Here is a 14,752-nt window from a genome sequence, read left to right as displayed (position 1 = left end):
CCGTAAAGAGAAACCTTGCGGCTTCCCACCAATTTGCCTCGCTGCGCTTATTGCACCGGGCGGGTCGCACCGAACACCGACAGCACCGCGCCGACGATCAGCAGGGCGCCGACGACCGTAAAGGCCATCGCAAAGCCGCCCGTGCTGGCCACGAAATAGCCGGTGGCGATCGGCGCCAGCAGGCCGAACAGATTGCCGACCGCCGTGATGAAGCCGGCCGCCGTGCCGACGTCCTCGCCGGAACGCACCAGGTCGTTGATCAGCGACAGGTTGAGCGAGATGGCCGAGGCGCAGGTGGCCAGCGACAGGGTGATCACCAGCAAAATCGCCCACGTGCCCGACAGCAGCGGCACCAGGAAAATCACGGACGAGGCCACCAGCACGGCGCCGACCACGAAGCGGCGCTTGCCGGCGGCGGCGGCCGGCGGCGGCACCACCATGTCGCTGAAGCGGCCGATCACCACGGCCAGCACGGCCGCGCCCAGGTAGGGGATGGCGGTATAAAAACTGCTGGTCATTACCGTCAGGCCTTTTTCGGTCTGCAGGTAAGTGGGCAGCCAGGTCAGGAAGAAATAGGTGGCGTACACGGCGCAGCCGTGCGACAGGCCGATGGCCCACATGGTGCGCGAACGAACCAGGCCGGCAAAGCCCATGGCGGGCACGGCTGGCGCTCGTGCGCTGGCGGCGTCTGAGTCGGCCGTGATTTCCGCCAGTTCGGCCGCGCTCAGCCATGGCGCTTTCGATGGATGCTGGTACCACTTGAGCCATGCCGCCAGCCAGATAAAACCGATGGCGCCGGCCACCACGAAGGCGATGCGCCAGCCGAAACTGGTGATCAGCCAGCCGAAGCCGATGGCGCCCACGGCCGGCCCGACCAGGCTGCCGCTATGGAACACGGCGGTGGCCATGCCGCGTTCCTTGACCGGCATCCAGTCGCGCACCACGCGCGCGCCCGCCGGGTAGGTGGTGGCTTCGCCGGCGCCCATGATCAGGCGGCAGCTGATCAGCGAAATGAAGCCGGTACTGAACGCCGTGCAGACGGTGGCGATTGACCACACGCCGATGCCGTAGCTGTTGACCGTCTTGGGGCCGTAGCGGCCGACCAGGTAGCCCATCGGGATCAGGGCGATAAAGTATAGCCAGACGAAGGACGAGAACAGATAGCCCATGGCGATCGGCGAAATGTCGAACTCCGCCTTGAGGGCGTGCGAGGCGACCGAGAGCGAGACCCGGTCGACGTAGTTGATCAGGGTCAGCGTAAACAGGAAGACGTAGATCCAGATCCGCTTCCTTTGGCCGATTGCCTGCTTTGGTGTCAGTGCCACTGTGTGGTCCATGCTTGTCTCCGTATTGTGTAGGTATTTTTATGTGCCATGGCCTGGCGGGGCCATGGCAAGCTACTGCTTTACTTCAGCCACAGCCGGATATTGGCGGCCATGACCTCGGTTGAAATGCCGTAGCGGTCGTGCAAGGTTGGCAGGGCGCCCGCATCGAGATAGCGGTCGGGCAGGGCGACGTGGCGCAGCACCGGCTGCACGCGCGCCTGCAGCAGCGCCATGGCGATCGCTTCGCCGAGGCCGCCGATCTGGCTGTGGTTTTCGGCGATCACCACCAGCCGGCCTTCGCGGCGGCACTGCGCGACGATGGTGTCGACGTCGAGCGGCTTGATGGTGGCCACGTGCAGCACGCCCACCTCGATATCGCTGGCCACCAGCGCGTCGGCCACTTCCAGCGCGCGCATGGTCATCAGGCCGGTGGAAATGATCAGCACGTCCTTGCCGTCGCGCAGCAATTTGGCCTTGCCGATCTCGAACTGGTAGTCGTACTCGTCGAGCACCAGCGGCACCCTGCCGCGCGGCAAGCGCATGTAGACCGGGCCGTCGAATCGGGCGATGGCCGCCACGCACTGTGCCGTTTCCAGCGCGTCGCACGGGTCGATCACGGTCAGGCCGGGAATCGCCCGCATCATGGCCAGGTCTTCGGTGGCCTGGTGGCTGGGACCGTAGCCGGTGGTCAGGCCGGGCAGGGCGGCGCAGATCTTGACGTTCAGGTTTTCTTCGGCGATCACCTGGTGGATGAAGTCGTATGCGCGGCGCGTGGCGAACACGGCGTAGGTGGTGGCGAACGGAATAAAACCTTCCTTGGCCATGCCGCCGGCGGCCGCCATCAGCAGCTGCTCGGCCATGCCCATCTGCAGGAAGCGCTGCGGATACTCGCGTGCAAAGATATGCAGGTCGGTGTACTTGCCCAGGTCGGCCGTCATGCCGACGATGCGCGGGTCCGCCTTGGCCGCCGCGACCAGCGCGTGGCCGAACGGCGCCGGCTCGGTGCGCTGGCCTTCGGCCGCGATCGAGGCCATCATCGAGGACGTGGTCAGCCGTGGTTTGCTGGTGGTGCTGCTGTTCATGCTGCTCTCCCTGCTGCATAAGTTGCATCGAGATCGGCGATGGCTTGCTGCCATTCTTCCGCCTCGACGCGTATGAAATGGTTTTTTTCGCGCTGTTCCAGGAAGGGCACGCCCTTGCCCATCAGGGTATCGAACAGGATCACGCGTGGCTGGCTGCCGGGCGCGGCGCGGGCCGCGTCAAACGCCGCGATCACTGCCTGCAAATCATTGCCGTCGACGCGCTGCACATGCCAGCCGAACGCCTGCCATTTGTCGACCAGCGGTTCGAACTGCAGGATCTCGTGCGAGGGGCCGTCGGCCTGCTGGCGGTTGATGTCGACCAGGTTGATCAGGTTGCCGAGCTGATGATGCGAGGCCGACATGGCCGCTTCCCATACGGCGCCTTCGTCCAGTTCGCCATCGGACATGGAATTGTAGACAAAGGAGCTGCTGCCCTTCATGCGCAGGCCCAGTGCCTGGCCGACGGCGATCGCCAGGCCCTGGCCCAGCGAGCCGCCCGAAATTTCCATGCCGGGCGTGTAGGTGGCCATGCCCGACATCGGCAGGCGGCTGTCGTCGGCGCCATAGGTTTCCAGCTCGTCTTCCGCCAGCACGCCCGCTTCCAGCAGCGCCGCGTACAGCGCGATGGCGTAGTGGCCATGCGACAACAGGAAACGGTCGCGGCCTTCCCATTCCGGTTCGGCGGGGCGGATCTGCATGGCGTGGCAATAGGCCACGGCCAGCACATCGGCCCAGCCCAGTGCCTGGCCCACGTAGCCCTGGCCCTGTACCTCGCCCATGCGCAGTGCGTAGCGGCGCACGCGCCAGGCATGGGTATGTAATGTGTCGAAAACGGTCGCGGCAAACTGCCCGCTGTCTGCTTCTGTCATGTCTCCTCCAATATTGCCGTGAAAAATGTAGCGCTTTGATGCAAAATATTCACCTGTATGCGCCTTCTATAAACTTCTGCGATTTTCATTCAAATAAATGGCCACGACAAAAGGCATTTTTGCACCAAATGGTGAATTTATTTCATCCATAGCGCAGCTGCGCCGGCTGCCCCTGACGGCCTTGCGGGTGTTCGAGGCGGCGGGCCGCACCGGCTCGTTTGCCGCCGCCGCCGGCGAGCTGGACCTGTCGCCCAGCGCCGTCAGCCACGCCATCCGCAAGCTCGAGGAGAGTGCCGACATCACGCTGTTTACACGCGGCACGCGCACCATCGCGCTGACGCGCGAAGGGCGCTTGCTGCTGGAACATGTGCAGCGCGGCTTCGAGGAAATGCAGCGCGGCTTCCAGCTGGCGTTTCCCGAGCAGACAGTCAAACCCCTGCGGCTGCACACGGCGCCGTCGTTCGCCACGCAATGGCTGATGCCCAGGCTGGCGCGCTTCGTGGCGGAACACCCGGGCATCAACCTGCGCCTGTCGGCCGACACCAGGTACGCCCAGTTCGACAACGACGACTACGACATCGACTTGGTGTATGGCGAGCCGGCTTCCGCGCGGCACGAAAAAATCCCCCTGATCATCGAAGAACTGACGCCCTTGTGCAGCCCCGCGCTGGCGCAGCGTATCCATTCGGTGCAGGACCTGTATGCGAATCCGCTGATCCAGAGCGACGGCCAGTCGGTGCGCTGGGGCGGCTGGTTCAGCGCCAACAACCTGGCCACGCCGGCCGACTTCGCGCTGGCGTTCGACCGCACCTCGATGTGCATCGCCGCCGCCGTTGACGGCCTGGGCGTGGTGCTGGAATCGACCCTGCTGGCCGAGCGCGAACTCGCTTCCGGCAAGCTGGTGGCGCCCTTGCGCGGGCAGAGCACTTCCGTGCGCTACGTGGGCCACTACCTGGTGTATCCGAAACGCCAGCAGCAGCATGCGGCGCTGCGGCAGTTCAAGGACTGGCTGCTGGCCGAGCTGGCGCAATCGGCCATGGCCTGCGGTTGATGTTGGTGTTGATGTTGGTGTTAATGTTAATAGTGAGCAAGATGCCATGCTGTAGAATAAGACAACAAGCCAGTCCGCTCCATCACCCCTTCATCGATAAAAAATGATTACAAGAAGTCGCCCTTCATACGTCCGTCCCTTCCCCATCGCCGGCCTGGTGCTGTCCTTGTTGCTGCTGCTGGTGCTGGGCTATTTCCGGGCGCCGACCCTGGGCTTCGACTTTGCCGGCATCTATGTCGTCGTGCTGATCGCGGCCTTGCCGGCGGTCGCCCTGATGGGCCGCAAGAGTATCGCCGCGCTGTGGCTGTTCCTGGCCGTGCTGTTCGGCGCGGTCGTGTTCCTGACCAGCGCGCCGATCCTGCATGCGAACGCCTATTACAAGATGCTGGGCACGGAAACGCCGGCCAATTTCCACGACGCCTTGCCGCCGATCGATATCGAGCAGGCGCCGCTGGTGTCGCAGGACATGGCCTTGCAGGCCATGCAAAAGCGCCTGTCGGAAATCGCCTCGCTCGGATCGCAAGTCGCGGTCGGCACGCCGGTGAAACAACTGGTGAAAGACAAGCTGGTGTGGGTGGCCTTCCTCGAACACAGCGGCTTCTTCAAATGGTTTGCGGATGGCGCCACGCCGGGCTACCTGGTGGTGTCGGCGCATGACCCGGCGGATGTGAAGCTGGTGATGGAGCTCGATGGCAAGCCCTTGAAGCTACGCTATCTGCAGTCGGCCTATTTCGGCGACTACGTCGAGCGGCACGCCTATTTGTCGGGCAATACCACCGTCGGCCTGACCGACTTCGAACCGGAAATCGATGACAACGGCGTGCCGTATTACGTCGGCACCGTGTACGAGCACAAGGTGGGCTTTTCAGGCAGCGAGTCGAGCGGCATCATCACCGTCAATGCCGTGAGCGGCGAGGTCAAGCGCTACAAGATGGGCGCGGAACCGGCCTGGGTGGACCGCATCCAGGCAGAGGAATTCATCCTCGAGCAGATGCAGGACCGCGGCGAATACGTGCACGGCTATATCAACCTGAACAACGAAGGACGCCTGCGCGTCGATGGCGTGCTGGACCTGGTGTACGGTTCGGACCAGCGCCCGTACTGGGTCGGCGGCATGACCTCGAAAGGCAAGAACAACGGCCTGTCCGGCTTTTACTTTGTCGACTCGCGCACCAAGGTGGTCCGCTGGTTCAAGGTGCCGTCCGTGTCGCAGGACACCGCCGCCCACGCGGTGGAAAACGTCAATCCCGAAAAACACTACAAGGCCACCAATCCGCTGCCCTTCCTGGTCAACGGCGCACCGACCTACGTGATGGCGCTGCGCGACGTCCAGGGCGTCTCGCGCGCTTTCGGCATGGTCGACATGCGCAACAACCAGATCATCGGCGTGGCCGACACCCTGAACGCGACCCTGCGCAGCTACCAGTCCAAGCGCTCGAGCAACCGCGTCGCCGCCGACATCGGCACCGAAGCGCGCGAAGTGGCCGTGAAAGGCGCGGTAGTGCGCATCGCCGCCGAATTCCGCAACAACCAGACCATGTACTACATTACCCTCAATACCGGCGACAAGACGCTCGGCACCATCTTTACCGGCAGCTCGGATTTGTCGGAAGAACTGGTGCTGACCAAGCCCGGCGACAAGGTCGAGCTGAGCTACTCGGACAGCAATACGCGGGTGGTGGGGATGAGCAAGTTCCACAATACCGATATACCGGGGGTGGAGTGAGCGTAGGTGTCAAATGGCAGAATATGGATTGGACGGATTAGCCATGGCTAGCTGGATACTTGAAAATAGCGGACTTTTAATGCTGGTTGTTTTTTCTGCGGGGAGTGTGGCGCGATATATCGACTATCGGCATCTCAGGGACGATCGATATCATCGTGGTGATGTCGGATATTTTTGGCGCCTGATGAAGGCGCGTGATCGTGATGGACTCATCGTTGTCATCATGTCCGCGATTGTCTTATGTGCGGGACTGCCGATAGTATTCGCACTTTTATATAGAATCGCAACACGTTAACGAGGCAAGCAATTTTGTGATTCTTTCTGTTTGAAATTTCGGCAGCGTGGGAGAAGCTGCCACGTTTGCAAATCAGCTTCAGAAAACAAAAAAGCCAACCGCGAACGGTTGGCTTCTCTGTAGTATTTGGTAGGCCGTGCGGGATTCGAACCTGCGACCAACGGATTAAAAGTCCGCTGCTCTACCAGCTGAGCTAACGACCCAAAAACTTTTTACAACAACTTCGGTAACACTGTACAGTAAAAAAATGCTTGCGATAACTTCTGCAAGCAGATCAGGACTGCGTATTCGTGGTAGGCCGTGCGGGATTCGAACCTGCGACCAACGGATTAAAAGTCCGCTGCTCTACCAGCTGAGCTAACGACCCGAAGAAGAAAGATTATAGGGGGTGGCCGGGATTCTGTCAAACGCTGCCGGCAACTTTTTCCCCCGATTGCATCTCAACTTACTTCTTGCCGCCGCGTTCCTTGGCCGTCTGGGCGGCGCTGGAGTCGGGGTAGCGCGCGATCAGGGCGTTCAGGGTCTTGGTGGCGTTGGCCTTGTCTTTCAGCTCGGTGTAGCAGCTGGCGATGTTGAGCATGGCGTCGGGCGCCTTCGGGCTGTCCGGGTAGTTCTTCAGCACCACCTGCTGGGCGCTGATGGCGCTCTTGCAGTCGCGCTGGGCGTAATAGGCGTTGCCCAGCCAGTATTGCGCATTGGCCGCGTAGGCCGATTCCGGATAGCGTTTCACGAAGGCGTCGAGCGCGGTGGCGGCAGCCTTGTAGTCGCCCGACTTGAACACGCCGAAGGCGGTGTCGTACGAGGTTTGCTCGGACACGCCGACGGCCGCTTCCTGGCCGTCGATGGTGACCTGGCGCGGCTCGAGCTTGCGCAGGCGGGCGTCGAGGTCGGTATAGAAATCTTTCTGGCGTTTTTGCGTGTTGGCCAGTTCATTGCCCAGCACTTCGATCTGGCCGCGCAGGCGGGCGATCTCCTGCATGGTCTGGTCGTGCTGGTTGATCAGGGACAGGGTGCTGGTCTTGTCGGCCTTGGCGTCGAGACGCTCGGTCAGGTCACGTGCCAGCGCATCGACCTTGCTGCGCAGCTCCAGGATGGCCTTGCGGGCTTCGTCGTCGTCGAACAGGGCTGCGTTGGCGTGCAGGGGCAGATAGGCGAATGCGGCCATCAAGGCGGCGGCGAGGCCGGCTTTCGAGAATGTCATCATGGGTCGGGCTTTCAAAAGTTACGCATACATGCAAACAGGGCGCCGGGCGGAATTCCGCGCAGCGCCCCATTATTATGCCTGTGACTGGCGCCAGGCAAGCGACAAGCTTGCCGCGCCTGGCCGGTCAGCTGGCAAACGATCAATAAACGATGTCAGCGCGGCGGTTTTCAGCCCATGCTGCTTCGTTGCTGCCTTGTGCTTTAGGCTTTTCCTTGCCCAGCGATACGGCTTCCATCTGGCCTTCCGACACGCCCAGGGCCGACAGCGACTTGCGCACGGCTTCAGCACGTTTCTGGCCCAGGGCCAGGTTGTACTCTGCGCCGCCGCGTTCATCGGTGTTACCTTGGATCAGGATCTTGCGGGCTGGGGTTTTCACCAGGTAGCCGGCGTGGTTTTGTACCACGGCGGTGTCGGCTTCGCGCACGACGTATTTGTCGAAGTCGAAGTAGACGCTACGGTTGGCCAGCACGCCTTTTGGATCGTCCAGCGGATCGACCGAACCGGTCGTCACTGGCTGAACTTGACGGGTGTCAACTGGTGCCGGGGCGGCTTTTTCAGGAGCGCGCTCGACGACCGGGGTTTCTGCCAGTTTCACTGGGGTGCTGCAAGCGGACAGCAGGGTAGCGGCGGCGGCGATGAATGCCAGGCTTTTGAAGTTACTCATTTTTATATTCTCCGGGTCAATGGTTAAAGGTGCAACTGTACAGCATTTACTTCATGAAAGGACCCCAGGTGGGCTCCTTGATATTGCCAGCTTGCGTAGTCAAACGCTGTTTGACGCGGCCATCCACCGATACCACTGCCAGCGACTTGCGTCGTCCGGATTCGGTCGCGTACATGATATATTTCCCGTTGGGCGAAAAGCTCGGTGATTCGTCGTTGGCGGTGTCCGACAGGCGCAGTTCCTGGCCACTAGCCAGGTCGAGCGCGTAGAGCTGGAAATTGCCGTCGCGACGGGAAATATAAGCAAGTGTCTTCCCGTCGGACGAGATCCGCGGGCTGATGTTGTAGGAGCCGCCAAACGTCACGCGCTTGGCTTCGCCGCCGCTGGTCGACATGCGGTAGATCTGTGGTCCGCCGCTGCGATCGCTGGTGAAGTAAATGCTCTGGCCATCGGCCGAGAATTGCGGCTCGGTATCGATGCCGCTGCTGTTGCTGACGCGGCGCAGGCCGCTGCCATCGGCATTGACGGTGTACACCTGGGTGTGGCCGTCGCGCGACAGGGCCACGGCCAGGCGCGAGCCGTCCGGGCTCCAGCTTGGCGCCGAGTTGCTGCCTTTTTCATTCGAAACGATGGTGCGCTGGCGCGTCACCAGGTTCTGCACGTAGACGATCGGTTTTTTCTTTTCGAACGACACATAGGCGACCTTGGTGCCGTCCGGCGACCACGACGGCGAAATGATCGGCTCGTTCGAGCGCAGCGCGACCTGGATGCCTTCGCCGTCGGCGTCGGCCACTTCCAGGCGGTATTCGCGGCCGGTTTGCGTCACGTAGGCGATGCGGGTGGCGAAGGCGCCCTTGGTGCCGGTCAGCTTTTCATAGATATCGTCGGCGATCTTGTGCGCCAGCAAGCGGTTGAACTGCGGCGCGGCCGCATTGTTCATGCTCGACAGCTGGGCGCTCTTGACTGTGTCATACAGCTTGTAGCGCACGTCCAGGCGGCCATCGGCCAGGGCCTGCACGCTGCCGGCCGCCAGCGCGTCGGCGCCGCGCGACTTCCACTGGTCGTAGCTGACGGGCGCCGTTTCCGACATTTCCGCGCCATCGATAATCTTGAACACGCCGCTGCGCGCCAGGTCGGCCTTGATGATGCCGGACAGCGATTGCGGCGCCGCCGATTCGTTGGCGAAGTTGGCGATGGCGACCGGGATCTGGTTGCTGCCGATACCGGTAATTTCCACGCGCAGCTGGGCCTGGGCGCTTGACGCTCCCAGCAGCAGGCCGGCGCACAGCACCACGTAACTCATTTTTTTCATGATCATCATTGGCTATTCCTTCATCTCGAATATGAGTTCAATTTCGCGTTCCACCGTGCCGTCTTTTTTCTTCGGCAGGGGAGACGATTTTTTAATGGCATTTTCCACCGAGCTGTCATACGCCGGCAGTCCGCTGCTCTTGATCTTTCGGACAGAAATAATTTCCCCAGTTGGCAGTTGCTCGATCTTGAACACGGCGCGCGGGTTGCCCGGCACGTCGGTGCTACCGCTGTACGCGATATTGCCCTTGATCTTGCTCGTCAGGGCAGCGACATAGCCGCTGTCCTTGCGTGGCGCGGTCGCTTTCTCGGCCGTGCCCGTGGTGCCATTGCCTGCCGCGCCCGTGATGCGGCGCATTTCGTCGGCACGCGCCTTGTCGGCCACGGCTTTTTCAGCCGCCGCTTTCTTTTCCTTGGCCGCTTTTTCGGCCGCGGCCTTTTTAATGGCCGCTTCCTTCTCGGCTTTTTCTTCCGCCGCTTTTTCCGCCTTCTCGGCTTTTTCCTTGTCGGCCTTGTCCTTCTTCGCCTTTTCCAGCTTGTCGGCTTTCTCTTTTTCTTTCTCTTTTTCCAGCTTTTCGGCCTTGTCTTTTTCTTTCTGCTTCTGTTTGTCCAGTTCGCGTTTTTCTTCCTCGCGTTCCTTCGCTTCCTGCTTGCGGCGCTCTTCGGCGGCGGCTTTTTCCTTCTCTTCCTTCAGCTTGGCCTTCTTGCGCTCGAGCGCAATTTCCGCCTCGCGCGGGTCGACCTTCGGCTCGGGTGCGGCCACCGGTGGCGGCGGTGGTGGCGGCGTTTCCACTTCCGGCTCGGGAGGCGGGGTTGGTGTCGGCGCAGGCGTCGGCTCGGGGGCCGTCGTCACTTCCGGCGGCGGCGCGGCATCCTGCACTTTCAGGTCCCACACTTCCGCTTCCACCGCCACCGGTTCCGTATTTTGCCAGTGTACGCCGACCCACAGGAAAAAGAGCAGGCCAAGATGCATCGCCAGCGCCAGGCCCAGCGAGGGCCAGCGGCTGCGTTCGCGCGGCACCCGGTAAGGGACGCCGAGTACATGGTCGGTAGGTTTCGTCTGCAAAGTTCGGTCTTTAAAACGTCAGGTTCGTGGTTGCGCTTGCGCTTACTTGGTGGCCAGGCCGACGCGGTTGATGCCCATCTTTTTCGCTTCCGAAATCAGCTGGATCACATCGTCATACTTGCTTTCCTTGTCGCCGGCGATCAGCACCGGATAGTCCGGATTGCTTTCATGCAGGCCGCGCAGATTGCGCAGCAGGGCGTCGCGGTTCGGTTCGGTTTCCGGCGCCAGCTGTTCCTTGCCGATCACGCCGATCGACAGCGAACCGTTCGGTTTCAGCACGATCTGGATATAGTCATCGGGCGGTTTGGTGGTCTTTTCCGCGTTCGGCAAGTCCACCACGCTGGGGTTGTTGGACGACGGCATCACCATGAAGATGATCAGGAGCACCAGCATCACGTCGATATACGGCACGACGTTGATTTCCGACTTGAACTTGCGGCCGCGGCCGCCCCGCATGCCGCCGCTATTGAATGAGGAACCCATCAGCAGTCCTTCCTGTTAGCGCGACTGGCGCTGCAAGATGTTGGAGAATTCTTCGACGAAGCTTTCGAAGCGGATCGCCAGGCGGTCGATATCGTGCGAAAAGCGGTTGTAGGCGACTACCGCAGGGATGGCCGCGAACAGGCCGATGGCGGTGGCGATCAGCGCTTCGGCAATCCCCGGTGCGACGGCTGCCAGGGTGGCTTGCTGCACGTTGGCCAGCCCGCGGAAGGCGTTCATGATGCCCCAGACGGTGCCGAGCAGGCCGATGTAGGGCGAGACGGAACCGACCGACGCCAAAAAGGCCAGGTGCGATTCGAGCACGTCCATCTCGCGCTGGAAGGCGGCGCGCATGGCGCGGCGGGCGCCGTCGAGCACGGCGCCGACGTCCAGCGCTTCGCGCGAACCGTAGGAGGCCTTGCCCTTGATGAATTCGCCCATGCCGGCGTCAAAGATGCGGGCCAGCGCGCCGCTCTGGTCGCGGTTGCCGCTGGCGCTCTGGTGCAGCGCATGCAGGTTGCCGCCGGCCCAGAAGCTGCGTTCGAATTCGATGGTCTGCTTGCGCGCGGCGCGCACGGCGAACATCTTGCGGAAGATATAGGTCCAGCTGGTCAGGGAGATCAGCAGCAGCAGGGCCATGATCAGTTGCACGATCAGGTGGGCATTGGTGATGAGCGCGAGGAAAGAAAGATCTTGTGTAACGTTCATTGGCAGGCAGTCTGTGGTGAATTATCCGGGAGTGGCGGGGCGGTTCAGGCGGCGCGCATGCGCTCGGCCACGGCGTCAGGTACGGCGCGCGGGCGCATGCTTGAGTCGACGCAGCCGATCTTGACCTGGGCGGTATTGAGCAGGGTCTCGCCACGCCAGGCTTGCTGCAGGAAAACGATGGAAGCGCGTCCCATTTTGGCTATGCTTAAAGTCAATCTTACCGTGTCATCGAGTTTGGCTGGCGCATGATAGTCGGCGCTGACGCTTTTGACCACGAACAGCGCGTCGTGCTGTTCCAGCAATTCTTGCTGGCCAACGCCGATGCTGCGCAGCCATTCCGTGCGCGCGCGTTCGAAAAACTTCAGGTAATTGGCGTAGTAGACGATGCCACCGGCGTCGGTGTCTTCATAATAGACCCGGACGTCCCAGTTAAAGACTGAAGGCATGTTCATGGCGCCAGTAGTAAGATTGAGCAACATTTTACGCGATTTTTCTTATCATGACGGAAAGCGCTTGCCGAAAAGCCATGTGAATAGTACTTGACATTGCACCGCAGCATAATCCCAGTTGCCTGAGTACAAAGACAAGCCCCGTAACATACGCTTACATGGCCTTGCCAGGTTTAAGCGCAGCTTAAGCAATAGCAACTTTTCCCCGCAGAGTGGCCTGTCATCGGCTGTCGCGGTTTTATGCGCGGCGATTATAGCCGCAGCGCGGCGGCTGCGCTGCTTTCCTTGCTCAATTTGGGTACTTAACTTACAATTTGGCTTCCATTACGTCTCACGTGACTGGCGAAAAGCTGCAATTATCCCCATTTTGGTGCGATCATTGCCGGCGAAAGGTGGACATCCACCGGGAAACGTGAGATTTCATCAGCCGTTCGCCTGGGCAGCCCACCGATGGAATTGCGCGAAGAGGCTGCCTTTCCGTTGTTGTTATTCAGTTAACGCCGGCTCCCCTCATTCGATCCCTGCCAGTACAAAGCACCCACATCTTTGGAGTTTTTACATGTTTGCAAAAGATCACAACCTCGCCAACGTCGATCCTGAACTGTTCGCCGTTATTCAAAAAGAAAACACGCGCCAGCACGACCATATCGAACTGATCGCGTCCGAGAACTACACCTCGCCAGCCGTAATGGAAGCGCAAGGCTCGCAGCTGACCAACAAGTATGCCGAAGGCTATCCAGGCAAGCGCTACTACGGCGGCTGCGAATACGTCGACGTGGCCGAGCAGTTGGCCATCGACCGTGTCAAGCAACTGTTCGGCGCCGAAGCGGCCAACGTACAGCCGAACTCGGGCTCGCAAGCGAACCAGGGCGTGTTTTTCGCCATGCTGAAACCGGGCGACCTGATCATGGGCATGTCGCTGGCCGAAGGCGGCCACCTGACCCACGGCATGCCGCTGAACATGTCCGGCAAATGGTTTGACGTGGTCTCCTACGGCCTGACGGCCGAGGAAGATATCGACTACGAAGCCATGGAACGCCTGGCCCGTGAACGCAAGCCCAAACTGATCATCGCCGGCGCCTCGGCGTTCTCGAAAAAGATCGACTTCGAACGCTTCTCGAAAGTGGCGAAAGAAGTGGGCGCGTACTTCATGGTCGACATGGCCCACTACGCCGGCCTGATCGCCGCCGGCCTGTACCCGAACCCGGTGCCGTTCGCCGACTTCGTCACCTCGACCACGCACAAGTCGCTGCGCGGCCCACGCGGCGGCATCATCCTGATGAAGGCCGAGCACGAAAAAGCCATCAACTCGGCCATCTTCCCCGGCATCCAGGGCGGCCCGCTGATGCACGTGATCGCCGGCAAGGCGGTTGCCTTCAAGGAAGCACTGAGCCCTGAATTCGTCGAATACCAGAAGCAGGTCGTGAAGAACGCCGACGCGCTGGCCAAGACGCTGATCTCGCGCGGCCTGCGCATCGTGTCCGGCGGCACCGAATCGCACGTGATGCTGGTCGACCTGCGCGCCAAGAACCTGACGGGCAAGGAAGCCGAAGCCATCCTCGGTTCCGCGCACATCACCTGCAACAAGAACGGCATCCCGAACGACCCGCAAAAACCATTCGTCACCTCGGGCATTCGCCTGGGCAGCCCGGCGATGACGACGCGCGGTTTCAAGGAAGCCGAAGCGGTGCAAGTGGGTAACCTGATCGCCGACGTGCTGGACAACCCGCATGACGCCGCCACCATCGAGCGCGTGAAAGCGGCCGTGAAGGTGCTGGCCGATGCCAATCCGGTCTACGCTGCATAATTATTTGTCCAGTATGTGTCTTCCAGAGTAAGATTCTGGATGACACATTCCAGCCGTGCCCGCGGGCGCCCTGAGTGTATCCGGGCGCCCGCGCTCCATTTGTTGAACTAAAAGGCTGTGCCGCTGCCCATGAAATGTCCATTCTGCCACCATGACGAGACCCAGGTCCTCGATACGCGCGTATCCGAGGAAGGCGACGCCATCCGCCGCCGGCGCCGTTGCGGCAAATGCGACAAGCGTTTTACCACTTATGAACGGATTGAACTGATCATGCCGGCCGTAGTCAAAAAGAACGGCAGCCGGACGGAGTTCGCTGCGGATAAGTTGCGCGGCAGCCTGATGCTGGCCTTGCGCAAGCGCCCCGTCGCGGCCGCCTCGCTGGACATGGCGATCGCCACCATTGAAGAAAAGCTGCTGACCAGCGGCAAGCGCGAAGTCGATTCCGGCTATATCGGCGAACTGGTGATGCAGGAACTCAAGCGCCTCGACAAGATCGCGTATATCCGCTTCGCCTCCGTCTACAAGAATTTCGAAGACCTGGCCGAGTTCCAGGATGCGATCGCCGAAGTGGGCCAGCCGCGCAAGGTTTAAGTGTCAAGCTCAAGCACCACAGTTGTTTTCTTCCAGCAAGCGGCCTGATCAATCCAGTGGCCGCTTTTTTTACCTCTTTTTCCCTATTCCCGCACAGCCTTGCGCTGTCTCATGCCTGACCCCG

Annotated in this window: 15 protein-coding genes, 2 tRNA genes and 1 riboswitch; of the genes, 5 read left to right on the top strand and 12 right to left on the bottom strand. The window is 61.1% G+C overall.

Annotated elements, in window-relative coordinates:
* Window positions 1–47 precede the first annotated feature (47 nt).
* From Q8L25_RS27380 to Q8L25_RS27370, 3 genes are all read right to left on the bottom strand, one after another.
* The gene (locus tag Q8L25_RS27380; protein ID WP_308922384.1) at window positions 48–1,337 is read right to left on the bottom strand and encodes an MFS transporter; all 1,290 of its coding nucleotides are present in this window, start codon (window positions 1,335–1,337) and stop codon (window positions 48–50) included.
* Window positions 1,338–1,405: 68 nt separating this feature from the next.
* A complete protein-coding gene (locus Q8L25_RS27375; RefSeq protein ID WP_308922383.1) occupies window positions 1,406–2,407 on the bottom strand; it encodes a transketolase C-terminal domain-containing protein in 1,002 nt (333 codons plus the stop codon).
* On the bottom strand, window positions 2,404–3,276 hold the full coding sequence (locus tag Q8L25_RS27370) for a transketolase (RefSeq protein WP_308922382.1): 873 nt from the start codon (window positions 3,274–3,276) through the stop codon (window positions 2,404–2,406). Before Q8L25_RS27370 ends, Q8L25_RS27375 begins: the two co-directional genes overlap by 4 nt.
* Window positions 3,277–3,373: 97 nt before the next feature.
* Between Q8L25_RS27370 and Q8L25_RS27365 the strand changes: the two genes are divergently transcribed.
* The 3 genes from Q8L25_RS27365 (at window position 3,374) to Q8L25_RS27355 (ending at window position 6,348) form a co-directional block, all read left to right on the top strand.
* Window positions 3,374–4,327, top strand: coding sequence for a LysR substrate-binding domain-containing protein (locus Q8L25_RS27365; protein WP_308922381.1), 954 nt, complete (start codon window positions 3,374–3,376; stop codon window positions 4,325–4,327).
* Window positions 4,328–4,430: 103 nt separating this feature from the next.
* On the top strand, window positions 4,431–6,053 hold the full coding sequence (locus Q8L25_RS27360) for a hypothetical protein (protein ID WP_308922380.1): 1,623 nt from the start codon (window positions 4,431–4,433) through the stop codon (window positions 6,051–6,053).
* Between the two features lie 13 nt (window positions 6,054–6,066).
* Window positions 6,067–6,348, top strand: a complete 282-nt coding sequence (locus Q8L25_RS27355) for a hypothetical protein (protein WP_308922379.1) — start codon at window positions 6,067–6,069, stop codon at window positions 6,346–6,348.
* Window positions 6,349–6,475: 127 nt separating this feature from the next.
* Here the strand turns inward: Q8L25_RS27355 and Q8L25_RS27350 are convergent.
* The 9 genes from Q8L25_RS27350 to ybgC all read right to left on the bottom strand — a co-directional run bounded on the left by Q8L25_RS27350 (window position 6,476) and on the right by ybgC (window position 12,227).
* A tRNA-Lys gene (locus tag Q8L25_RS27350) sits at window positions 6,476–6,551 on the bottom strand.
* Between the two features lie 88 nt (window positions 6,552–6,639).
* Window positions 6,640–6,715: transfer RNA gene (locus Q8L25_RS27345), tRNA-Lys, on the bottom strand.
* A gap of 78 nt (window positions 6,716–6,793) precedes the next feature.
* Window positions 6,794–7,552, bottom strand: a complete 759-nt coding sequence (gene ybgF, locus Q8L25_RS27340; RefSeq protein WP_308922378.1) for a tol-pal system protein YbgF — start codon at window positions 7,550–7,552, stop codon at window positions 6,794–6,796.
* Between the two features lie 139 nt (window positions 7,553–7,691).
* Window positions 7,692–8,216, bottom strand: coding sequence for a peptidoglycan-associated lipoprotein Pal (gene pal, locus Q8L25_RS27335; RefSeq protein WP_308922377.1), 525 nt, complete (start codon window positions 8,214–8,216; stop codon window positions 7,692–7,694).
* A 46-nt stretch (window positions 8,217–8,262) separates the two neighbouring features.
* Window positions 8,263–9,537: a Tol-Pal system beta propeller repeat protein TolB gene (gene tolB, locus Q8L25_RS27330; RefSeq protein WP_308922376.1), complete on the bottom strand. Its 1,275-nt coding sequence runs from the start codon at window positions 9,535–9,537 to the stop codon at window positions 8,263–8,265.
* A gap of 3 nt (window positions 9,538–9,540) precedes the next feature.
* The gene (tolA, locus tag Q8L25_RS27325; protein ID WP_308922375.1) at window positions 9,541–10,593 is read right to left on the bottom strand and encodes a cell envelope integrity protein TolA; all 1,053 of its coding nucleotides are present in this window, start codon (window positions 10,591–10,593) and stop codon (window positions 9,541–9,543) included.
* A 42-nt stretch (window positions 10,594–10,635) separates the two neighbouring features.
* Window positions 10,636–11,076 carry an ExbD/TolR family protein gene (locus Q8L25_RS27320; protein WP_308922374.1) on the bottom strand — a complete coding sequence of 147 codons (441 nt, stop codon included), beginning with the start codon at window positions 11,074–11,076 and terminating at the stop codon, window positions 10,636–10,638.
* Window positions 11,077–11,091: 15 nt separating this feature from the next.
* Window positions 11,092–11,781: a protein TolQ gene (tolQ, locus tag Q8L25_RS27315; protein WP_308922373.1), complete on the bottom strand. Its 690-nt coding sequence runs from the start codon at window positions 11,779–11,781 to the stop codon at window positions 11,092–11,094.
* A gap of 44 nt (window positions 11,782–11,825) precedes the next feature.
* Window positions 11,826–12,227: a tol-pal system-associated acyl-CoA thioesterase gene (ybgC, locus tag Q8L25_RS27310; protein ID WP_308922372.1), complete on the bottom strand. Its 402-nt coding sequence runs from the start codon at window positions 12,225–12,227 to the stop codon at window positions 11,826–11,828.
* Between the two features lie 328 nt (window positions 12,228–12,555).
* Window positions 12,556–12,678, top strand: a riboswitch (ZMP/ZTP riboswitch).
* A 111-nt stretch (window positions 12,679–12,789) separates the two neighbouring features.
* Between ybgC and glyA the strand changes: the two genes are divergently transcribed.
* Together glyA and nrdR are read left to right on the top strand one after the other, a co-directional pair.
* Window positions 12,790–14,037, top strand: a complete 1,248-nt coding sequence (glyA, locus tag Q8L25_RS27305) for a serine hydroxymethyltransferase (RefSeq protein WP_308922371.1) — start codon at window positions 12,790–12,792, stop codon at window positions 14,035–14,037.
* A gap of 129 nt (window positions 14,038–14,166) precedes the next feature.
* Window positions 14,167–14,628, top strand: a complete 462-nt coding sequence (nrdR, locus tag Q8L25_RS27300) for a transcriptional regulator NrdR (RefSeq protein WP_308922370.1) — start codon at window positions 14,167–14,169, stop codon at window positions 14,626–14,628.
* The last annotated feature ends 124 nt before the right edge of the window (window positions 14,629–14,752 follow it).

Source organism: Janthinobacterium sp. J1-1 (assembly GCF_030944405.1).
Taxonomy (GTDB): Bacteria; Pseudomonadota; Gammaproteobacteria; order Burkholderiales; family Burkholderiaceae_D; genus Janthinobacterium.
Note: the sequence above shows the minus strand (reverse complement) of the source record. Positions and strands in the feature narration are given on the sequence as shown.